Origin of the sequence: Streptomyces sp. NPDC059743 (assembly GCF_042732975.1) — a bacterium.
Taxonomy (GTDB): domain Bacteria; phylum Actinomycetota; class Actinomycetes; order Streptomycetales; family Streptomycetaceae; genus Streptomyces.
Map to the genome: position 1 here is coordinate 274,470 of NZ_JBHWGS010000009.1, position 20,150 is coordinate 294,619.

The 20,150-nt window shown below is 69.6% G+C and carries 17 protein-coding genes and 2 pseudogenes; 7 read left to right on the top strand and 12 right to left on the bottom strand.

Annotated elements, in window-relative coordinates; genetic code table 11:
• Window positions 1–392 precede the first annotated feature (392 nt).
• Window positions 393–580 (bottom strand): annotated as a pseudogene (locus ACFV6H_RS18285) (transposase); the annotation flags it as partial.
• A 61-nt stretch (window positions 581–641) separates the two neighbouring features.
• Window positions 642–992, bottom strand: coding sequence for a hypothetical protein (locus ACFV6H_RS18290; protein WP_385542924.1), 351 nt, complete (start codon window positions 990–992; stop codon window positions 642–644).
• 1,331 nt (window positions 993–2,323) lie between these two features.
• Here ACFV6H_RS18290 and ACFV6H_RS18295 point away from each other — a divergent pair.
• Window positions 2,324–3,262, top strand: coding sequence for a hypothetical protein (locus ACFV6H_RS18295; RefSeq protein ID WP_385542927.1), 939 nt, complete (start codon window positions 2,324–2,326; stop codon window positions 3,260–3,262).
• Between the two features lie 96 nt (window positions 3,263–3,358).
• On the opposite strand, the gene ACFV6H_RS18300 is transcribed toward ACFV6H_RS18295, so the two are convergent.
• Window positions 3,359–4,105 carry a DNA-methyltransferase gene (locus tag ACFV6H_RS18300; protein ID WP_385542930.1) on the bottom strand — a complete coding sequence of 249 codons (747 nt, stop codon included), beginning with the start codon at window positions 4,103–4,105 and terminating at the stop codon, window positions 3,359–3,361.
• A 582-nt stretch (window positions 4,106–4,687) separates the two neighbouring features.
• Here ACFV6H_RS18300 and ACFV6H_RS18305 point away from each other — a divergent pair.
• The 6 genes and pseudogenes from ACFV6H_RS18305 (at window position 4,688) to ACFV6H_RS18330 (ending at window position 8,780) form a co-directional block, all read left to right on the top strand.
• A pseudogene (locus tag ACFV6H_RS18305) lies at window positions 4,688–5,834 on the top strand (C40 family peptidase).
• Window positions 5,835–5,914: 80 nt separating this feature from the next.
• Window positions 5,915–6,223, top strand: coding sequence for a DUF6112 family protein (locus ACFV6H_RS18310; RefSeq protein WP_385542933.1), 309 nt, complete (start codon window positions 5,915–5,917; stop codon window positions 6,221–6,223).
• The gene (locus ACFV6H_RS18315) at window positions 6,223–6,921 is read left to right on the top strand and encodes a hypothetical protein (protein WP_385542936.1); all 699 of its coding nucleotides are present in this window, start codon (window positions 6,223–6,225) and stop codon (window positions 6,919–6,921) included. The genes ACFV6H_RS18310 and ACFV6H_RS18315 overlap by 1 nt, the downstream gene beginning before the upstream one ends.
• A 30-nt stretch (window positions 6,922–6,951) precedes the next feature.
• Complete coding sequence (locus tag ACFV6H_RS18320) at window positions 6,952–8,208, top strand: ATP-binding protein (RefSeq protein ID WP_385542939.1); 1,257 nt, start codon at window positions 6,952–6,954, stop codon at window positions 8,206–8,208.
• 68 nt (window positions 8,209–8,276) lie between these two features.
• Window positions 8,277–8,540 (top strand): hypothetical protein, encoded by a 264-nt coding sequence (locus ACFV6H_RS18325; RefSeq protein ID WP_385542942.1) that lies wholly within the window; start codon window positions 8,277–8,279, stop codon window positions 8,538–8,540.
• A gap of 6 nt (window positions 8,541–8,546) precedes the next feature.
• Window positions 8,547–8,780 carry a hypothetical protein gene (locus ACFV6H_RS18330; RefSeq protein ID WP_385542945.1) on the top strand — a complete coding sequence of 78 codons (234 nt, stop codon included), beginning with the start codon at window positions 8,547–8,549 and terminating at the stop codon, window positions 8,778–8,780.
• 9 nt (window positions 8,781–8,789) lie between these two features.
• On the opposite strand, the gene ACFV6H_RS18335 is transcribed toward ACFV6H_RS18330, so the two are convergent.
• From ACFV6H_RS18335 to ACFV6H_RS18375, 9 genes are read right to left on the bottom strand one after another with little or no spacing between them, the layout of a single operon-like run.
• Window positions 8,790–9,728 (bottom strand): SDR family NAD(P)-dependent oxidoreductase, encoded by a 939-nt coding sequence (locus tag ACFV6H_RS18335; RefSeq protein WP_385542948.1) that lies wholly within the window; start codon window positions 9,726–9,728, stop codon window positions 8,790–8,792.
• 38 nt (window positions 9,729–9,766) lie between these two features.
• Window positions 9,767–11,383: a PucR family transcriptional regulator gene (locus ACFV6H_RS18340; protein WP_384987573.1), complete on the bottom strand. Its 1,617-nt coding sequence runs from the start codon at window positions 11,381–11,383 to the stop codon at window positions 9,767–9,769.
• Window positions 11,384–11,438: 55 nt separating this feature from the next.
• Entirely contained in the window at window positions 11,439–12,563 is a 1,125-nt protein-coding gene (gene menC / locus ACFV6H_RS18345; protein WP_385542952.1) for an o-succinylbenzoate synthase, read from the bottom strand.
• Complete coding sequence (locus ACFV6H_RS18350; protein WP_385542955.1) at window positions 12,560–13,333, bottom strand: GNAT family N-acetyltransferase; 774 nt, start codon at window positions 13,331–13,333, stop codon at window positions 12,560–12,562. Before ACFV6H_RS18350 ends, menC begins: the two co-directional genes overlap by 4 nt.
• The gene (locus ACFV6H_RS18355) at window positions 13,330–14,568 is read right to left on the bottom strand and encodes a M20 family metallopeptidase (protein ID WP_385542958.1); all 1,239 of its coding nucleotides are present in this window, start codon (window positions 14,566–14,568) and stop codon (window positions 13,330–13,332) included. Before ACFV6H_RS18355 ends, ACFV6H_RS18350 begins: the two co-directional genes overlap by 4 nt.
• Window positions 14,565–16,538 (bottom strand): S9 family peptidase, encoded by a 1,974-nt coding sequence (locus ACFV6H_RS18360; protein WP_385542961.1) that lies wholly within the window; start codon window positions 16,536–16,538, stop codon window positions 14,565–14,567. Before ACFV6H_RS18360 ends, ACFV6H_RS18355 begins: the two co-directional genes overlap by 4 nt.
• Window positions 16,535–17,266, bottom strand: coding sequence for an ABC transporter ATP-binding protein (locus ACFV6H_RS18365; RefSeq protein WP_385542964.1), 732 nt, complete (start codon window positions 17,264–17,266; stop codon window positions 16,535–16,537). The genes ACFV6H_RS18360 and ACFV6H_RS18365 overlap by 4 nt, the downstream gene beginning before the upstream one ends.
• Window positions 17,263–19,146 (bottom strand): dipeptide/oligopeptide/nickel ABC transporter permease/ATP-binding protein, encoded by a 1,884-nt coding sequence (locus ACFV6H_RS18370; RefSeq protein ID WP_385542967.1) that lies wholly within the window; start codon window positions 19,144–19,146, stop codon window positions 17,263–17,265. The genes ACFV6H_RS18365 and ACFV6H_RS18370 overlap by 4 nt, the downstream gene beginning before the upstream one ends.
• Window positions 19,146–20,141: an ABC transporter permease gene (locus tag ACFV6H_RS18375; RefSeq protein ID WP_384987559.1), complete on the bottom strand. Its 996-nt coding sequence runs from the start codon at window positions 20,139–20,141 to the stop codon at window positions 19,146–19,148. Before ACFV6H_RS18375 ends, ACFV6H_RS18370 begins: the two co-directional genes overlap by 1 nt.
• Window positions 20,142–20,150: the final 9 nt, after the last annotated feature.

The following is a 20,150-nucleotide window of genomic DNA, read 5'->3' on the forward strand; positions in this document are numbered from 1 at the left end:
AGCAGCGCGCCCGTGCGTAGCGCAAGTCCGGACCTACGCATTACGAGACCGTGAGCGTTCGTGTTGCGTGGTGCCTGGTGGTGCTGCTGAGTGATGTTCTGCCTGATCAGATCATGTGCGGCTGGTTGATCTGTGTTACCTCGTATTACGTCGTCCAAAGGCGTCCGGCCACCAGCTGGCCACCGCGACGGGCACCGGAAGTGGCAAAGGGCCAGAGCACGAGGATTGTTGCCCTCCCACAGACCCTTCTGCGGGCGGTTGTCTGCTCCCAGTGATGGCTCCGGAAGAAGCGCCTTCGGAGTAGCCGGTGTCGACTGCCCTGGTGGCCGGTTCCCCGACAGGTCAGCCGGCGGCTGTCTCGCCTGAGCAGGAAACATCGAACGATCACCGCGCGGCCCGCGCCGCGCAGGAAGATCCCGCCACGCGGCTCCGGTCGGCAGCCTCCACAGGACCCGTTGATCACCTGCCGCCGGTCACGGACCGGACGCCCCATCCGTGAACCCGGCAACAGCGGCTCCACCACAGCCCACGACTCATCGGTCAACTCATGACGACGCACCACGGCGCACCAACGAACAATTCACTTTGCGAACACGGCCTAGGTGGTGAAGGGTGGCCCAGCCAGGCCACCCTTCAGGTGACTACCAGGTGAAGAGGGCGTATCCGTTGCTGCCCGTTCCGCCGGGGCCGCCTGCCGCGCCCGGGCTTCCGGCCGCGCCCGGCATGTGGGCGTTGGGAAGGATACCGTCGCCGCCGCGGCCTCCGTTGCCGCCCATGCCTCCGTCGCCTCCCCGTCCGCCGATGCCGGTGCCGGCCGGCGGGGTGACCGACTGGGGAGACGGGATGCCGCCGTCACCGCCATTACTGCCGGCGCTGCCGGGACCGCCGCTTTCGCCGGCGCCGCCGCGGTTGGTGGTGCCCCGGCCGCCGGTGACACCGCTGATGCCCAGGGAACCGGAGCCGCCCGCACCACCCGCGACGCTTCCGTTCACCGTGGCGTCCGTGCCGCCGAAGCAGTAGCCCGCATTCCCTCCCGTCCCCCCGGCTCCGCCTGAGCCGCCCGGGCTGGCAGCGCCTCCCAGGCCTCCCGCGCCTCCCGAGGCTCCGATCTTGCCGTTCTCACCGCCGCCGCCTCCGCCGCCGCCACTGCCCCCGCCCGCTGGACTCCCATTGAGACCTCCCAGGGCGAACACACGCCTGTCAGCGTTACTGTCGTCCACCACGACGTTCGCTCCCCCCGTGGACGTGGAGCTGTATCCTCCGGCGCCGCCCCGGCCACCCGTACCGCCGCCTTCTCCGCTGACCAGGAGCGAGCCTCTGGCGCCGCCGGAACCAGCGCTTCCGGCAGCCCCGGCAGGCCCCGGGGCCGGGCGCGGGGTTCCGATGAAGCCCACCTCGAACTGCTCTCCCGGGGTGACGGCCAGGGTGCATCTGGTGAAGCTGCCGCTGGCCCCGCCGCCACCTCCGCCACCGCTGCTGCCCCCGGCACCACCTCCTCCGCCACCACCGCCAATGGGGTTGGCGATCAGGTACGCCCTGTCCCCTCCACCGCCTCCTCCGCCACCGCCGCCACCGCCTCCTGCGCTGCCGCCCGCACCACCCCCGCCCCAGACGTACACGGTCAGCGACGTCACCCCCGCCGGAACCGTGAACATCCCGTTACCGGTGAACCCCTGCTGGCCGGTCAGCAGGGGCGCAGCCGCGTCTGTGGCGGCGTACGCAGGCGACAGCCCCGCGGGCACCGCGACCGCCAGCAGAGACAGCACCCCCAGCGCCACGGGCAGCCGCCGCACAGCCCGCCGGTACTGGAACACCTTCGACAACACACCCGCAGTCGGCCCCGTCGGACGGCTGGTCCCCACACCGATACGTGCGCCCATTCCTTGCCTCCACTCCTACCCGCGATGGCACGGGGAGGACCGGACGCCGCCATTTCCGACGGGCGCTACCCCACCCCGCGAACCCCTTTCACCCCTCGGACTTTCCGCCATCACCCCACCGGAAGCCCCCGTCACCCGAATGAGTGCAAACAACGCCGAACGGCGCCAAACCACTGACGAGCGTCCCTCACCCGTACGGACGACTCGGGGTCAGGCGCGAACCGAGGTCACACGACGGATGGCGGCCTCGCAGACCCTTCACCCGACAAAGCGCCCCGAACAGTCCGTTCTGAGATTGGCAGGTGCCAGGCCCTGAGCCGCCGACGGCGGCAGACTCCGCATCTTCGTGCAGCCGGAAAGGATCCGAAGATGTTGTATGACACGGGGAATATCCAGTCCGGTTCGTTGATTCGCGGTAACAGCGCGAGAAGACGGGAGTACCGGTGACCGACCTCAAATTGTTCCGGCTTGACGCGAGCGGCCGGGACGTCGAGCTGCGTGGTTCGACGGTGGCGCTGGAGGCGGAGCTGCAGCGTCGGATCGAGGCCGACATGGAGGCGATGCTCGGTATCCGCTTCCTGGCGTCGGAGTACCCGACGGGGCCGTGGCACCGGGGGCGCGTTGACTCGCTCGGGCTGGACGAGAACGGTACCCCGGTGGTGATCGAGTACAAGAAGGGTGCCGACAGCGGGGTCATGTCGCAGGCGGTGTCCTACCTGTCGTGGGTGTGCTCCGCGCGTCATGAGTTCGAGGCGCTGGTGAAGGAGAGGCTGGGTTCCGAGGCCGCCGAGGGGATCGACTGGCGGAATCCGCGGATGGTGTGTATCGCCGCCGGCTTCTCGCACCATGACCGGGTCGCGGTGCACCGTCTGCGCGAGCGGATCGACTTGGTGCGCTACCGCGTCTTCGACGGCGGACTGCTGAGCTTGTCACTCATCGAGTCCGCCCCCGGGAGTCCGAGTCCGGCTCCGGCTCGGCGGCAGAGTCGGGAGCGGAAGGTGGCCGCTGATGTCAGCGGCGATGCTGGACAGCCGTCGGTCCAGGCGACCTTGGGTGCGGCTCCTGCTTGCCTGCGGGATCTGTACGGCGAGTTGGACGAGTCGTTGACCGCGTGGGGTGAGGTGGAGGCGGCTCCGCCGCTGCACTACATCGCCTACCGGCGGATGGTGAACCTCGCCTCGGTCATCTTCCGTCCGAAGCGCGGGATGATTCTGGTCCATCCGAAGGTCGATCCGGACACCGTGTCGCTGGAGCGAGGCTTCTCGCCCGCCATGCGCGGTATAGGCCACCACGGTACCGGCGACCTGGAGGTCCGGATCGCCTCGGCAGCCGACTTGGAGAAGGCGGCCCCGCTGATCCGGCGGGCGTTTGAAGCGGCCTGACGCAAGAGGAAGGGCGGCGTGTGCATCGGTGTCACGATGCACACGCCGCCCTTTGGCGTCTGCGGCCTGTGGTCCCTGGCCTGGGCGATCTCATGCTCATGCCTCCGGGCCGGCGAGGACGAAGTCGTCCTGGGTCAGTTCGGCGCGGAGCCTGCGCTCGGCCACGTCGGCGTAGTGGGAGGAGAGTTCGACGCCGACGAAGTGCCTGCCTTCGCGCAGTGCCGCCACGCCTGTGGTTCCGGAGCCGGTGAAGGGGTCGAGGACGGTGCCGTCTTCGGGGCAGATCTGGACGAGTTTCCGCATGATCTCGACGGGTTTCTGGGTGATGTGGACGCGGTCTTTTCGGGGCTGGGACGCGGTGAAGTGGCCGGGCAGGTAGAGGTTGCGGGTTTTGTCGAGGCCGCCTTTGACGCCCCAGGTGATGAACTCGGCGGACTGTTTGAAGCCGCCCTTGCGGGGGCGGCTGGCGGGTTTGATCCAGGGGATGGTGCCGCTCCAGGTCCAGCCGGCCATCTGCAGGGCGTCGGACGTGGTGGGTTCCTGGCGCCAGTCGGAGAAGACCATGGCGACGGTGTGTTCGGTCGCGGTGCGGTATGCCTCGGTGAGCAGGGCGGTCAGCCAGCTCCGGTAGGAGCGCTGGTCGCGGTTCTCTCCGGGGAAGTTCTGCAGGTCGTGGGCGGAGCCGGTGGTGACGTATTTGGCTCGTGCGGTGCGGCTGGTGCGGTCGGAGCTGGTGCGTCCGCCGCTGTTGTACGGGGGGTCCGTGATGACGGCGTGGACGCTCTCGTCCGGGAGGGTCTTCAGCACGGTGAGGGCATCGCCTCGGTGCAGCGTGTAGCTCATACGCGGAGCCTCTCTTTTGGGCGCGGCGGGACTGTGCCCGCTCCGCTCGGCGGTCGGCGGAGACCGGTCGGAGGGGTTTACGCCGGAGGGTAGACGCGTTTTCCGGCCGCACCCAACAAGCCCGAAGCCCTGCCCGGCTTGCCGGTTCGCAGGTCGTTTGGTGCGGCCGGACATCGCGTCTACTGTCTCGCCAAGTCACCGAGGCGGAGTTCCGCTCCACCCCCGCTGACCTGTGCTGATCCGTGTTGCCGCGTCCAAATGCGCTGTACGGAAAGCTCGTTGGTCCCCGTTCTGGAAGACGCATGGAGACCCCTGTGTATTGCCTGAGATTACGAGCGTGGCCGGCTGCCGCGCATGACCCGAGACCGGCGTCCGGGAGCTACCAACTCCTCTGACCTGGGCCCGCCTTCATCAGGGCGGATTCATATCGGCGCGGTGCCGGCGGCTTTCCACGAGGAACCGGCACCGCGCCTCCTACAAACTCCGAGGAGCCGCTGCGATGCAGCATGTCCTGATACGCCCACGCCCTAACCCAACCCCGTTGCCCTGCTGGGCCGTCCGCCCTGGCGAACGGCGTCGGCGGTGAAGAAAACCACCGGTGCCTTCGTCGGGCTCGTCTCCGCCGGAGCACTGCTGCTGGCTTCTCCTCTCCTGGTCGTCACGGCCGCGAGCGCCTCGGCCTCCTGCTCCACCGGCGGCACACAGGCTGTGGATACCGCGGCCGTGGCCGCGCAGGTGAAGGCAATCCTGGACGGCGGCGGCAACAGCCCGGTCTCCGTACCGGGGCTGGACGATCCGGCGGAGCAGGTGCCCAACGCCAAAACCATTCAGGCCACTGGTGTCGCGATGCACCTCCCGGCCCGCGGGCAGACCGTGGCACTGGCCACCGCCCTTCAGGAGAGCGGTCTGCGGAACCTGAACTACGGCGACCGTGATTCGCTGGGCCTGTTCCAGCAGCGGCCGTCGCAGGGCTGGGGAACCGCCGAGCAGATCATGCAGCCGGTGTACGCAGCGACGAAGTTCTACCAGGCGCTGCGGAAGGTGTCGGGCTGGGAGTCGTTGACGGGTCACCCAGGCCGCCCAGGCAGTGCAGCGCTCGGGCTTCCCCGACGCCTACGCCAAATGGGAACCGCTGGCCACAGCCCTGCAGAAGGCGATCGAACCCCTGCTGACGACGACCGGCAATCCGTCACCGGATCCCGTGACGTCCGGTCCCGGTATCCCGAGTGTTCCCTCGGCGGATCCCGCGGGCGGCTGTGCGGCCGGCGGGGACGGCAGTGGCTTCGGGACGATCCCGGCCGGTGCCCTGCCTGCCGGATACGTGATTCCGGCCGGCGCTCCGCTGAAGGTGCGGACCGCGATCCGGTGGGCGCTGGGCCAGCTCGGTACCCCGTACCAGTGGGGCGGGAGCTGTACAGACTCCCACGGGCCGGACCCGATGGGCCGCTGCGACTGCTCCTCCCTGATGCAGCAGTCGTACAAGGCCGCCGGGGTCACCCTGACGCGGACCACCTCCACGCAGGTCAGGGAAGGCAAGCCGGTCCCGGTCAACGCCCTCAAACCCGGCGACCTGCTCTTCACCGAGGGGACCGTCCGAGTCCCTGAGCATGTTGGGATGTTCATCGGCCAGGGGCTGATCGTCCATGCCCCGCACACCGGTGACGTGGTCCGTATCGCGGCCCTCGCCGACTGGAAGCCGCAGATCCTCGCGGCCCGCCGAGTCCTCTGACGGCACCTCCTCTACCTCCGCTTGTTCCCACTGTCCCCCGGGCGCACTTTCGCGCGCCCTGAATCGAACCGGAGTTCTCCATGTTTCTCGCCGACAAGGTCGTCCAGCTTGCCTACGACCCCGGTATCAAGCCCAACGAGGGTGGACTACCGGGTTTTGAGGTCCTCAAGCAGGTGATGGGGTCCATCAACCTGTTCGGTCTCATCGGCGCGGTCGGTGCGCTCGCGGTCAGTGCGAGCGTGTGGGCCTGGGGCCACCACTCCGGCGGCCACCAGGCCGAAGCCAACGGCAAGAAGGGCGTACTCGTCTCATTCGGCGCAGCACTCCTGCCGGGTGCGGCGAACGGCGTGGTGGCGTTCTTCAGCACGCTGGGAACGCAGGTCCACTGATGTCTCCCCGTGCAACGAACCCCGGCAGTACATCGTCCTCGCGCCGCCGGGCGCTGATCGGCACTGCTGTCCTGGCCGTGCTCGTTGTCCTCGCCGGCCTGACCGCCTACCTCACCCGCGACGGCAGGGCCTCCTCCGTCTCCTCCAACGCACCGGATTCAGTGGCGAGTTCGGCTTCCCCATCGTCCACTGCGCCCGTCGGTCCCGCCTCACCACCGACGCCCGGGAGCCGCTCTGCTCTGCCTGTCCCGCTGTCTACGCACGATCCGATCGCCTTCGGCAAAGCGGCTGCGGTAGCGCTCTGGCCGTACGACACGCGGCCCCACTCCCAGCCGAAGTGGCTTGCCGCCCTGCACACGTGGCTGACCAGCGAGCCCAAGTACGCGGATCCCGGCTCGGTCGATGCCCTTGTGCCTTCGCCAGTGTTGTGGGGCCGGATGGCCGACCACGGCCAGTACGCCACCGCCACCGTGAACGAAGCCCACTTCCCCGACTCGTTCACCCGCGCCCTGCAGGCCGACCCCGGCGCGATCACCACCGCGTACATCTACGCGGTCACCGTCTCGGGCAAACAGTCCATCGCCTGGACCGGCGCTCCGCGCGGAGGCGCCGAGGCCCGCACCGTCACCCTCGCCGTCCAGTGCCGCCCATCCCGGCCCTGCGCTCTGGCCGGTGTCCTGCCCGCCGTCGCGCCCTGACCCCAACCCACCAGATAAGGAGGTACTGCCATGGATGTCTGCGACCCTCCGCTGATGGGCAGCGTCTGCGACACCGTCGACTTCGTCACCAACCCCGGCGGCGCCGTCACCGACGGCATCGGCGCCTGGATCGCCAAGTCCATGGGCGAGGTCGCCGCCACCGCCGCCGACCTGGCTGCCAATGCCGTCAACACCACCACCGCCATCGACCTCAACGCCTCTTGGTTCCGCGCCAACTACGAGCTGCTGCTCCCCATCGGCCTGGCGATCACCGTCGGCACGTTCTGCCTCCAGCTCATGACGGCCGCCTGGCGGCGCGACGAACGCGCCCTCGCCCAAGCCGCCCTCGGCACCATGACCGGGATCCTGTTCTCCTTCTGCGCCATCGCCTTCACCACCGTCGCCCTCACCGTCGTCGACGCCCTGTCCGCCGGCCTGTTCCAGGCGGCCAACTCCTCGGTGGACGACGCGATCCGCCGCGTCATCAGCGTCAACGAGCTGGGAGCGATGTACGGGCTCGGCTGGGGCGTCCCGGCGTTCGTCGCCCTGGGCTGCGCGATCGGCGCGTTCCTGTACTGGGGCGTCATGGTCGCCCGCAAAGTCGGCGTACTCATCCTGGTCGCGCTCGCGGTGTTCGCCGGGGCGGGGGGTGGCTGGGAGGCGGCGAAGCGGTGGCGGAGGGGCTGGATCGAAGCCACCGCGACCCTGGTCGTCAGCAAACTCCTGATGACCGTGGTGTTCCTCATCGGGGTGAGCGCCATGGGCAAGTCGGACCCCCAGGACGGCATGGCCGCCCTCTCCGACGCCCTCGCCGGCATCGTCGTCATGATCCTCGTGCTCCTGTGCCCGTACGCGACGTACCGGTTCGTGCGCTGGGCCTCGGACAGCGGCGGCCAGGACGACCTCCACCGCACCGGCATCGCCGGACTCGCCGTCACCGCCGGCGCCGTCAAGAGGCAGCGGCTGCGAGTAATTGGCCGCACGTCCGCGCGAGCTGCCGCGTTGTCCGTCGCCGCTGGCAGAGACCCCCGCACATGCTCGTACCAAGGAGTTCACCATGCAGCGCCCCAGCAGCACGCCCGACTACTACACCTACGAGTACGGGCGTCGCGTACCGGTCTGGATCCCGCGCGACGCGACCGGAGCAGTCATCGTCCCCCGTCGCCGCGCCACGTCCGCGCCGCCAGAACCGGAATCAGGAGCGTCCGTCCTCGCCGCGACGGACCGTCTCCTGGCCGCCTCCACCCGCGAAGAGTTCACCGAGGTGTTCGAGCACACCGTCGGTGATGACCATGGTGCGCTTGCCCGGCTCCATCAGTTCCTGCAGAGCGCGTCCTCCTGGTGCCACGACCACGGTGCCCTCCACAGCGCAGCCGATCGCGATAGGACTGGAGGAACTGGCCGACGACCTCGCACTCCTGCCTGGCGACCTCGCGACCGAACTGGCACAACCAGCCGCCCGCTCTTCCACGGCCGAGGCCGCGCCCCTCGAGCACGTGGTGCAGGTGCCGTTCCTTGTAGATGAGGATCCGGTCGGTGCACTCGGCGCGGATGGTGGCGATGAACCGCTCGGCGGTGGCGTGAATCGCGTCAAGATCGTCGCCGTCGGAGCCGAGTAAGGGTGTATGGACGAAAACACGCATGCGCCGGGTACGCTCCCGGAGTTCCTGCCGACATACCTCGCTGGCCTTGGTACGTGGGACGAGAACAACAACGCCCGCAGCCACCAAGGCGACGGACTCGCGCTCCGCGCCCCGAACGACGACCCGACCATCATCCCGTTCCCCGCCCGAACCGACCGCATCCGACTCCGACAACGCCTCGCCGGCCTCCTCAACGAATACCGGCCGGTCGCGTGAACCCCAAGGTCAGACCCAATGGCCGGGTTTTCGACCAGGACAGGGTCGCCGCGGCGCACGGTTACGTTGAAAGCCGTCGTGGAGCGGCTTGAGTCGGCCTGACCCGCAGCGTTTCGCCCGTGGCCTGACAGAGTCTGAGGCTAGTTCTTCGCGAGCAGGTCGTTCCGCTTCCGCCTCAGCGAGGCGCCATGCGGATTGCGCCATCGAGGCGGTCACCTCGCCGTTCAGGTAGTCGTTGGCGACGATTGCGGCGACGAGCTCGGCGTACGCGGACGGACGGCCGAGGCGGGCCGGGAATGGAACCTGGGCGCCGAGGCTGTCCAGCGCGGGCTGCGGAAGTGTGCCGAGTAGCGGCGTTTCGAATAGGCCGGGCGCGATCGTCAGGACCCTGATGCCGGAGGCGGCGAGGTCGCGGGCGATCGGCAGCGTCATGCCGACTATGCCGCCCTTCGACGCTGAGTACGCGCACTGCCCGATCTGCCCGTCGAACGCGGCGACCGACGCGGTGTTGACGATGACGCCCCGCTGCCCGTCCACGGCCTCGGTAGCGGCCATCGCAGCTGCGGCGCGGCTCAGAACGTTGAACGTCCCGATGAGGTTGATCTCGACAACCTGCCGGAAAGCGTCGAGCGAGTACGGCGTCCCGTCCTTGGCGACGGTACGACCGGCCCTGCCGATCCCGGCGCAGTTCACCGTCACCCGCAGCGGTCCGAGCTCGACGGCGGCGGCCACAGCCCGCTCGGCGTCCTGCTCAGTGCGAACGTCTCCGGCGACGAAGACAGCGCGTTCCCCGAGCTCCTTAGCCGTTTGCGCGCCTGGTGACGTCGGCAGATCGAGCAGCACCACCTTGGCCCCGAGCTCGACAAGCCGGGCGGCGGTGACCCGCCCCAACCCGGACGCGCCCCCCGTGACGACGGCTGAGGATCCCTCGATGCGGATGCTGCCCACTCCCTACGACTGTTGAATGATCGACAAGTTAGGGAATCTCAGCGTGGGGCAAGCACGCGCAACTGCAACATCGCGGCGAAGCGCTGCTCGGGATCGGCGAGGTCGAAGCCTGTGATTGCGGTGATGCGCCGCAGCCGATAGCGAAGAGTGTTCTGGTGGATGAACAGCGCCGCTGCAGCAGTGGTGACATCGCCTTGAGCATCGAGCCACGCCGCGAGGGTCTCCACCAGCCCAGCGGAGTTGCCCTGGTCGTACTCGACCAGTTCGGCGACCGGTCCGGTGAGGCGCTCACCGCGTGCGGTCGCAAGATCACGCAGATCGAGGAGCAGGGACTGCGTCTGGACGTCCGCGAGTCGCGCGACCGGCCGTGCGATGAGCCCCTCGCGCAGCACTCTGAGAACGCGATCGGCAACAGCGCGCGACTGGACAAGGCCCTCAATCTCCGCGCCGACGGCCCCGACGGCGACAATGGCCGGCAGCTTGGTACCGACTCGCTCCCGAAAGTCATCACTGAGCCGCAGCACGCGCTCCTCGGGGTCGCCACCGCCGGGCAGCACCGGTACGAGCGCGTACAGGACGCCGCCGACCGGCGCGACCGCGGCACCGGGCACGTTTGCCGACAGGTGGACCGCCATCGCGTCGGCGAGGCGGTCCATTTCGGCGGCCCGCTCGGAGAGCCTGTCGTCATCGGACGGCAGCGAGGCCGCCAAGACGATGACCGACTTGCCGCTCAGCCCTAGCCGGACCAGGGCGTCCCGCGCTCCCGAACCTCCTTCGAGCGCCGTGCTCACCAGGTCCGTCCTCAGCCGACGTTGCACGTCAGCCCCGGCCCGGACACGCAGCAAGTGCAGGGCTACCAGCTGGGCAGCCTCGGTGAAGGCCGCACGACGTTCCGGCGTTACCACACCCTCCATCACCGCCCAGATCGATCCGAGCACCTCGTCGCCTGCTCGCACCGCGATCGCCACGCGCTGCTTGCTGACAGCCTCATGGCCCAGGCGGGCCGGATCGACGACGACCGGCCCGTCCTGACGGTAGATCTCGCGGAAGACGCCCTGGTCGGTCAGCAGGCGGGAGTAGCGTTCGGGCACCTGGCGCCCGATGACGGTCTCGACACGCGACGGGTCGCCCTCCTCCTGCCGCCCGGAGAAGGCCAGAACGCGCGAGCTGCGGTCTTCGATCGTGATCGGGGCGTTGAGCAGCGCAGCGACCGCATTGGCGACCGCGAAAAGGTCACCGGAAGGCAGCCCGCCCAGTGACTCGTCCGCACCAACAGTGATCTCGTCGGTAGCGAGCACGGAGCGCAGCAGCGCGGTCAGCTGCGCCCAAGTAGCGCCCCTCCGCAGACCGAGCACCGCCACACCCGAGCGCTCCGCCTGCCGACGTACCTCGTCATCGACGTCCACCGACCGCACCACGACGCCTACCACGCCGTGCGCGGCCATCCGGGCGACGAAGCTCCCGAGCGCGGAGCCGTCGACACCAACCCCCAGCGCCAGCGCGCGGGGCGGGAAGACCGGCTCGTCGATGGGGTCGTCGATGACAATGCCGCTGATCTCACCCTCATGCGCCGGCTCGCCACATAGGAGCTCGAGCAGTGTGTCCCCGAGGTCGTCAAGGACACGGCCAAGGCTTGCCCGGGGTCGCTGGTTCACGGCCTGAAGCTTACAACCGCCCAGGCCGGGGCGCCGGTTCGGACCGATCATCGCCTCAGAACTCAATGTGCTCGATGCTCGTGGTGACCTCGTCGAGAATCTCGGGGATAGGCGTGACACCGAGGCCAGGGCCGGTTGGGACGCGGATGTGGCCCTCCTCGAGTACAAACGGCTCGGTGATGTCGGTCTTGTAGAAACGGCCGGAAGCGGACACATCGCCAGGCAGCGTGAAGCCGGGCAGGGACGCGAGGGCCATGTTGGCGGCTCGCCCCAGGCCGGTCTCGATCATGCCCCCACACCAGACGGCCAGACCGTGTGCGACAGCCAGGTCGTGGATCTTCACCGCCTCGAGGTAGCCGCCGACGCGGCCCGGCTTGATGTTGATGATGGAGCAGGCGCCGAGCGAGATCGCCGCGGCCGCCGTCTGCGAGGAGACGATGGACTCGTCGAGGCAGATCGGTGTCCTGACCTGGCGGGCCAGCTCGGCGTGCCCCAGCACGTCCTCCTCCTCCAGCGGCTGTTCGATGAGCAGCAGCCCGAAGTCGTCGAGCATGGCGAGATGGCGGGCGTCGCGCAAGGTGTAGGCCGTGTTGGCGTCGACCTGCAGCAGCACGTCGTCCCCGAAGCGCTCACGTACCGCGCGCACGGGCTCCAGGTCCCAGCCGGGCTCGATCTTCAGCTTGATTCGGACGTAGCCCTCGTCCAGGTAACCGCCGACGACGTCCAACAACTGCGGGATCTCCTCGAAGATGCCGACCGACACGCCGCTCGGAACGCGGTCGACAACGCCGCCCAACTCACGCGCGAACGACCGGCCCTCCTCGCGGAGCTCCGCATCCAGGATCGCCATTTCGAGGACCGCCTTGGCCATCCGGTGGCCTTTGAACGGGTGCAGCAGATCCGCGACGGCGTGCGCGCCGTGCGCCTCGACCCGGTCGCGTCCCCGACTCGATGCCAGGGTCGGTATGAAGTAGTCCTTCAGTACCCCGAGCTCACCGGCCAGGTACTCGTCGGAGTAGCCCGGGTCCAGCAGGGCCCCGCACTCGCCCCACCCTTCCGCGCCGTCGGTCACGACCTTCAGCAGCAGAATGTCGCGTGCGGTCTGGGTTCCGAAGGATGTCCGGAACGGGCCGACCAGCGGCATGGCGATCCGTCGCAGCTCAATAACGCGCAGTTTCATCGGTGGTCTCCAAAGGTGTCGGTCTGGATGAGATAGCCCCGCTCCCGGTCGAAGCCGACCACGCGGGCGCCCGCGGCGAGCAGGGGCTGGAGTCCGTCGCGGACCCGCAGCCGCCAGGCACGTGCCTCGGCCGGTTCGGTCACGCGCAGATCTTCGATGTCGGGGGGTACGGCGACTGTGGTGAGGCTGTCTGTACCGGCGTCTCCTACGAGGTCACCGAGAAGGTCCCACCGCACCAGGACGCGGTCGGAGTCGTCGGCACCGTTGATCTGGTCCTTCATCGGCCCGTAGAAGTTCGGCAAGTACGCCACCGGTCGCGCGCCGAGCTTCACGATGTTGAAGTAGGCGTTGCGGGCGACCAGCGGGTCGTAGGTCCATTCGATCGCGGTGATGCCCCGATCGAGCGCCCAAGCCCGCTGGTGCAGTTTGAGCGCAAGCCCGATCTTGCGCCCGATCAGCTCGGGCCGCACCCCCGCAATATGGCTGTAGAGGGTACGGGCCGATGGTGCCTGGTGGAAGCCGACGCAGCCGCCCACCATCAGCCCATCGACATAGGCGGCCGTCACGTAGCTGCCCGCCTTGCTCATCGCCCGCATGAGGTTGCTGTGGATAAGCGGCTGGGGTGCGCCCCAGATCTCGACCAGCAGGTCGGCGAGCTCGTCGAATTCGCCGATGCTGCAGGGCTCACGCAAGACGCTGCCGGCGGCCACGCCGGCCTTTTCCGCGTCGGCCTCCGCCTCGGTCACTACGGCGGGGGCGATGGTGCTCATGCTGACTCCTTCAGCGGGTTGGTGAGGAGGTCCTCGATCAGGGCGTGGAGTAGCACCGTGCGGTCGATCAGTCGGTCAACGAACAGGTGCTCGGTGCTGGCGTGGGCGCCACCGCCGACGGCCCCGAGACCGTCGAGTGTCGGGATGCCGAGGCCTGCGGTGAAGTTTCCGTCGCTGGCGCCGCCGACGTAGGCGGCAGTGATCTCGGGCAGGCCGAGGTGCGCGGCGAGCGCGATGGCACGGACGTAGAGCGGCGCCGCGAACTTGTGTTCCAGTGGAGGGCGGTTGATTCCGCCTCGGACTGCGAGGCGGGCGCCCGGGAGCGCGGGCACCAGGGCGCGCATCGCGGCGTCGACGCGCTGCTGCTCGGCGCTGCTCCAGGCACGCACGTCGACACTGAGGATCGATGTCGCCGGCACGGTGTTCGTCGTGGTGCCTGCCTGCATCACGGTGGGGGTGACCGATGTGCCGAGGTCGGGGTCGCCCAGGTCCGCGATGGCCAGCACCTGGTGGGCGAGTTCCACCGTGGCATTGACGCCCTTGTCCGGCTCAAGGCCGGCGTGCGCCGCACGGCCGGTCACGAGGACGTCGTACATCGAGGCGCCTTTGCGGCCGGTCTTGAGAGCTCCGCCGTCGGCCGAGGCCTCGAGGACAAGCACGGCAGCGGACGAGCGAGCCTCCGCTTCGATCAGCTCACGTGAACTGCCGGAGCCGAGTTCTTCGTCGCCGGTCACCAGCAGTGTCACTCCGTCGCGAACGTCGGTCGCGCCGATGGCGTGCAGCGCCATGACGAGCCCCGCGAGCATGTCGAAGCAGCCGGGCCCGCGCAGGACCCCGTCGGTGATGTCGTACGGCGTCGTGGCGAGGGTGCCGAGTGGGTGGACCGTGTCGTGGTGGGCGAGCACGAGCACTCTGCCCTCGGCGCGCGTGCCCAGACGCCACCTGAGGTGAGAGACGCCGTCAACGGTGATTCGTTCGGGTTCGCAGCCGAGTCGGTCGCGTCCGATGGCGGCGACGACGTCGGCGGATCGCGCGATCGCGGCGAGATCTGAGGAAGGTGACTCGCATTCGATGAGCTGTCGCAGGTCAGCGAGCAGCTCGTCAAGGGCAAACGGCGGGGCGGTCATGGTCGTGGGCATCCTCGTCGCGCCGTCCTCGATGAAGTCCTTCTCCGGTGCCGGCTCGGGTGAGTCGGTCCCGGGGTAGGGCGTCGGGACGGTGTCGATGGTGGTCATGCGCTGCTCTGCGGGTGGGTGACGGTTGGTGCTGTCCCAGCGACGTGCCGGGTGACCCAGTCGATGAGACGGCGGCCGTAGTCGATCCGGTGTGACGGCAGGCCGGCGACCGGGAAGATGTGGCTGGCGCCGGGGTAGAGCACGAGCCGCGTCGGCACGCCGCGCTGCCGGAGGGCGTAGTGCCACTGCTGCGCCTGGCCGATCGGGCAGCGCACGTCGTCGGCGCCGTGCAGCACGAGCGTCGGTGTCTGCACCTGGTCGACGAACGTGTACGGCGACATGGCGGCGAGGGCGTCGCGGTCGCTCCACGGCACGGCCCCGACCTCGAGCGTCGACAACAGGTGCGCGAGGTCGCTGGTGCCGGCGAGGCTGGTCAGGTCGCTGACGATCCCGCCGGGCACGGCGGCCGCGAAGCGCTTGTCGGTCGCGGTGAGGTAGCAGGTCATGAAGCCGCCGTAGCTGTAGCCGGTCACGGCCAGCTTGCCGGGATCGACGAGGCCGTCTGCGACGAGCTGGTCGATGGGTTCCAGGAAGTCCTGGGCGTCGGCGGTGCCCCAGCCACCGTGCAGGGCGTCGAAGAACGCCTCGCCGTAGCCGTCGCTGCCGCGGGGGTTGAGGACCAGCACGGTCCAGCCGGCTGCGACGAGTTCATGGTGGTAGAGGTGGACCTCGTCGGCCGCGCCGTTCCAGGCGTTGTGCGGGCCGCCGTGGATGTCGAGCAGCAGCGGCGTCGCGCCGTTGGCCCACGCGGCGCGCATCAACCAGCCCTGGACGCGGGAACCGTCGGAGATCGCGAACTCGCGCGGGACACGCTCGACGATCTCGCGGCCGGCAAGGGCTGTGCCGTGGTCGGTCAGGATCGTCGCCGCACCGGTCGTGACGTCGACCAGTGCGACCTCCCCGAATGAGGTAGGCGTCGAGCAGACAGTAACCGCCAGGGATCCGGTAACCGACAGACCGCTGATCACCTGGCCATCGCGGCCGAGCACAAGACGGCTCGGCCCGCCGGCCGGCGGCACGGCGTATAGGTGGGTGCAGCCGCGATCGCGCACCGCGAACAGGACCTCGCCGGCACCGGTGGCGGCAGGCAGCGCGCCCGGATACGCCGGAGCTCCCGGCATGACATTGCGGTCGAGGTCTGCTGCGAGTTCGGTCGCGGCACCGGTGTGCGGGTCGACCGCGTAGAGCCGGGCATGGCCGCGCATCTGACCGGCGTGCCCGACGACGACCAGTCGCTCGCCGGCGAACGCGACCGTACCGGCGTAGCCGTGCTGGAAGGCGACGATGCGCGGCTCGCCGCCGAGCGCGGGGACGAGGTGTACCGCGGCGGCGTAGTCGAATTCCGACCCGCCGGCAGCCTTGGCGGCGAAGGCGAGCGTCTGGCCGTCGGGCGACCACGCCGCGGACAGCACGTTCTCGGCGAGGCGGGTGACCTGGCGGACGGTGTGGTCGCCGACGTCCGCGACGTGCAGCTGCATCCGCACGTCCCGGACGAACCCGAGGCCGTCGAACTGGTACCCGATCGTCTCGGCGACGATCGGCGCCGTCGCGCGCCGCGCACGAGCGGCGTCGTCCTCACCGTCGGCGGCTGCGGCATCGACTGGGGCGACGAACGCGATCTGTGTCGAGTCCGGGCTCCAGACCGGAACGCCCGCGCCCAGTGGCAAGTCGGTGACCTGCACGGCGTCGCCGCCGGCGGACGGCAGCAACCAGAGCTGGCCGTCGCGGGTGAAAGCGAGCATTGTGCCGTCCGGGCTCCACGCAGGCGCGTCGTCCTTCGTGCCGTGTGTCAGGGCCCGGGTAGCGGTGGCACCGGAGGTGGACGTGATCCGGATTGAGGTCGACGTGAGGTCGGTTTCCAGGTCGTGGCGGCGTGCGACGTAGGCGACCTGGGTACCGTCCGGCGACAGCGCCGGGGCGGACGGCACCACGAGGTCGGCGAGGTCGGCGATGCCGATCGGGCGGGTCATCGGGCGCCTCCGGGGATGGCCGCGAGCAGTTGGCGGGTGTAGTCGTGTTGCGGCCGCTCCAGGACGTCGGCGGTCAGTCCCTGCTCGACGATCCGGCCGTCCTGCATGACGGCGACCTGGGTCGCGACGTAACGGACGACGGCGAGGTTGTGGGAGATGAACAGCATCGACAGGCCTAGATCCCGCTGCATCTCGCGGACGAGGTTGAGCACCGCGCCCTGCACCGAAACGTCGAGGGCGGAGGTGATTTCGTCGGCGATGACGACGCGCGGCCGGCCGGCCAGCGCGCGGGCCAGCGCGACCCGCTGGCGCTGGCCGCCGGAGAGCTGCCCGGGCAGGTGCCCGGCGCGGGAAGGGCCGAGATGGACGAGTTCCAGCAGGCGGGCGATCTCGGTACGGCGCGCGCCGCGGGTGCGCAGATCCGGCATGGCTTCGGCGATCGAGGCGCCGATCGTCATCCGGGGGTCCAGCGAGGAGAAGGGGTCCTGGAAGACCATCTGCACCGGTCGTCGGCGGCCGCGATGGCGCATCGGGGCGCCATCGAGCAGGATCCGGCCGCCGCTGAGCGGGGCCAGGCCGACCGCGGCCCGGGCGAGCGTGGACTTGCCAGAGCCGGATTCTCCGACCAGTCCTACGACCTCGCCGTCCGGGACGATGAGGCTGACGTCGTCGAGCACGGTGGACTGTCCGTAGCGGACCGAGATGCGGTCGAATTCCAGCGAGGTCATCGGGCGACCACCTCTCCGGTCGGAAGCAGTTCGAGCGGTGCGCCGGGGTGCCAGCAGGCGACGCGGTGGCCGTTGGCGCCGGAGATGAGCGATGGGTCCCTCTCAGCGCATTTCGCCGAGGCGAGCGGGCAGCGGGGGGCGTACGCGCAGCCTTTCCCGACCTGGCTCGGGTCGGCCGGCTGGCCGAGGATGGTGGCGAGCGGCTCGGTGAGGTCGGTGGTCATGTCGGGGACGGCGGCGACCAGCGCGCGGGTGTAGGGGTGCTGGGCTCCGCCATCGACGCGGAGTTTCGAGGCGGGCAGGTCCTCGACGATCTTGCCTGCGTACATCACGAGCACCCGGGTGCAGATGTCGGCGACGACCGAGACGTCGTGGCTGATCAGCAGGAGTGCGGCGCCTTGCTCGCGTCGCACCTGTTGGAGCAGGTCGAGGACCTGTTTCTGCACGGTGACGTCGAGTGCGGTGGTCGGCTCGTCGGCGATGATCAGTTTGGGTGTGCCCATCAGGCCCATGCCGATCATGGCCCGCTGGCGCATGCCGCCGGAGAACTCGAAGGGGTACTGGCGGGCGCGCCGCTCAGGGTCGGTGATCTTCACGGCGTGCAGGCGGTCTACGGCGCGGGCGAGCGCGCTGCGCCGGTCGAGCCCGGAGTGGAAGCGGCCCACCTCGGCGAGTTGGGCGCCGATCCGCATCGCTGGGTTGAAGGACGTCATCGGGTCCTGGAAGACCACGGCGAGTGAGGTGCCCAGCAGCTTGTCCTGGCCGCCCTGCAGGAGGTTGTTGCCGGCGAAGGTGACGCTGTCGGCGTCGACGACGCCGGGCTCCTCGACCAGGCCGGCCAGCGACAGCGCGGTGAGGGACTTGCCCGCCCCCGACTCCCCCACGACGCCGACGGCCTCGCCGGCGCTCAGGCTGAAGGACACTCCCCGGACCGGGGTGATCGCAGCAGCGGCGCCGGGGAAGGCGACCGTGAGGTTGCGTACGTCGAGCACCAGCTCCTGCCCGACATGCGCGCCAAGTTCGGCGGCGGGTCGTCGGACAGGGTGGATCAGTCCGCGCGGCGAGGTGACGCCGAAGGCGCCGGCGATCGCCTCACCGGTCAGGTTGAACGCCAGCCCGGCGATGATGACTGCGAGGCCCGGTGCGAGGGCGGCGAGCGGATTGACGTAGATGCCGGCGAGTCCGTCCTGCATGAGCTTGCCCCAGTCATAGGACGGGGACTGCACCCCGAGCCCGAGGAACGACAGGCCGGTGAAAGCTAGGAGGGTGCCGCCAAGGCTGATCGTGATGTTGACGATGAGCGGCTCGGCGATGTTGGGCAGCACGTGGCGGATGAGGATCCGCAGCCGGTTCACGCCGGCGACCCTCGCGGCCGCGACGTAGTCGAGTTCGGAGACGCTGGCGATCAGGGTCTGGCACAGCCGGGCGAAGGCGGGTGCGCTGGCGAGCCCGATCGCCAGGACGGCGCCCTTCGCACCGACGCCGAACACCACGGCGAAGAACAGCACCAGCAGCAGGCCGGGGAACGCGACGAGGATGTTGACCAGCGCGGTGATCGGGCGGCCCAGGCGGCGTCCGAGCAGCACCGGTGCGCTGCCCAGGAGGATGCCGATGACTGTGGCGAGCGCCGTGGCCGCCAGGGCGAGCTCGATCGACAGCCGGGTCGCGACAAGCACCCGGAAGAACAGGTCGCGGCCCAGGTTGTCGGTGCCGATCCAGTGGGCGAACGAAGGTCCGGCGAGCAGGTTGTCGGGGTCGACCGCGTCGGCCCTGTCGCCCCACAGCAGCGGCGCGAACACCGCGAGCAGCAGCACGAAGGTGAGCAGGGTGAGACCGGTGAGCCCCATCGGCGTGCGCGCGGCGCGCGACCAGCGGTTCATCACAGGTCTCCGATCGTTGAGCGGGGGTCGAGGACGGCCAGGGCCACATCGACGAGGGTGTTCACGACGAGCACGATGACGCCGTACACGAGGACGGTGCCCTGCACGACCGGGTAGTCGCGGATGACGATCGACTGCACGATCGTGGAGCCGAGGCCCGGCCACGCGAAGACGTTCTCGACCAGTACGGTGCCGGCCACCATGGCCGACAGGAGCAGGCCGCCGAGCGTCAACGTCGCCGTGACCGCGTTGGGCAGGGCGTGTCGCAGGTTGATCCGCATCGCCGGCAGCCGCTTGGCGCGAGCGGTGCGGATGTAGTCCGTCTCCAGGACCGCGAGCATCTCCACGCGCACGATGCGGGCGAGTACCGCCGCCGGGCCGACGGCCAGGGCCAGCACCGGAAGGACGTAGGACGAGGGCCCGGAGCGCCCGGCGACCGGGAACAGCCCGAGGTTGACCGCGAACACGCACGCCAGGGCGACCCCGAGCAGGAAGTCCGGGATGGAGCCCAACACGACGCTGGTGCCGGCGAACGCGAGCTCGGTACGGCGGCGACGGCCGCGCCGGGTGGCCACGGCGATCGCGACGCCGACCGGTAGGGCGATCGCGATCGCGATCGCGAAGGCCAGAGCGGCCAGCGACGCGGTCGCCGGGAGCCGCTGTCCGATGGTCTGGGCGACCGGCAGCTGGCTCTGGATCGACTCGCCGAGATCGCCGTGAAGAAGATTCCCGAGATAGTGCAGGTACTGGGTCAACAGCGGGTCGTTCAATCCCAGCGACTGGCGGCGCGCGGCGACCAGATCGGGCGGCGCAGTCATCCCGAGCGCGGCGCGCACCGGGTCGCCCGGCACCAGGTGGATCATGAGGAATGCTGCGGTCACCAGGATCCACAGTGACATCAGCAGCCGCCCCCCACGGCGGAGGGCGAATCGGGTCCACCGCCCGTGCAGCCAGGAGGCGGGACGGGAGGCGACTTCCGGTGCGTACGCGGTCATGGGAACTGG

What these genes read in the sequence shown, in the direction of transcription:
- ACFV6H_RS18355 (WP_385542958.1), bottom strand. Translation starts at nt 14,568, where the DNA reads ATGACCACCATCGACACCGTCCCGACGCCCTACCCCGGGACCGACTCA.
- ACFV6H_RS18320 (WP_385542939.1), top strand. Translation starts at nt 6,952, where the DNA reads ATGGATGTCTGCGACCCTCCGCTGATGGGCAGCGTCTGCGACACCGTC.
- ACFV6H_RS18350 (WP_385542955.1), bottom strand. Translation starts at nt 13,333, where the DNA reads ATGAGCACCATCGCCCCCGCCGTAGTGACCGAGGCGGAGGCCGACGCG.
- ACFV6H_RS18370 (WP_385542967.1), bottom strand. Translation starts at nt 19,146, where the DNA reads ATGAACCGCTGGTCGCGCGCCGCGCGCACGCCGATGGGGCTCACCGGT.
- ACFV6H_RS18365 (WP_385542964.1), bottom strand. Translation starts at nt 17,266, where the DNA reads ATGACCTCGCTGGAATTCGACCGCATCTCGGTCCGCTACGGACAGTCC.
- menC (WP_385542952.1), bottom strand. Translation starts at nt 12,563, where the DNA reads ATGAAACTGCGCGTTATTGAGCTGCGACGGATCGCCATGCCGCTGGTC.
- ACFV6H_RS18360 (WP_385542961.1), bottom strand. Translation starts at nt 16,538, where the DNA reads ATGACCCGCCCGATCGGCATCGCCGACCTCGCCGACCTCGTGGTGCCG.
- ACFV6H_RS18315 (WP_385542936.1), top strand. Translation starts at nt 6,223, where the DNA reads ATGTCTCCCCGTGCAACGAACCCCGGCAGTACATCGTCCTCGCGCCGC.
- ACFV6H_RS18330 (WP_385542945.1), top strand. Translation starts at nt 8,547, where the DNA reads ATGGACGAAAACACGCATGCGCCGGGTACGCTCCCGGAGTTCCTGCCG.
- ACFV6H_RS18300 (WP_385542930.1), bottom strand. Translation starts at nt 4,105, where the DNA reads ATGAGCTACACGCTGCACCGAGGCGATGCCCTCACCGTGCTGAAGACC.
- ACFV6H_RS18375 (WP_384987559.1), bottom strand. Translation starts at nt 20,141, where the DNA reads ATGACCGCGTACGCACCGGAAGTCGCCTCCCGTCCCGCCTCCTGGCTG.
- ACFV6H_RS18310 (WP_385542933.1), top strand. Translation starts at nt 5,915, where the DNA reads ATGTTTCTCGCCGACAAGGTCGTCCAGCTTGCCTACGACCCCGGTATC.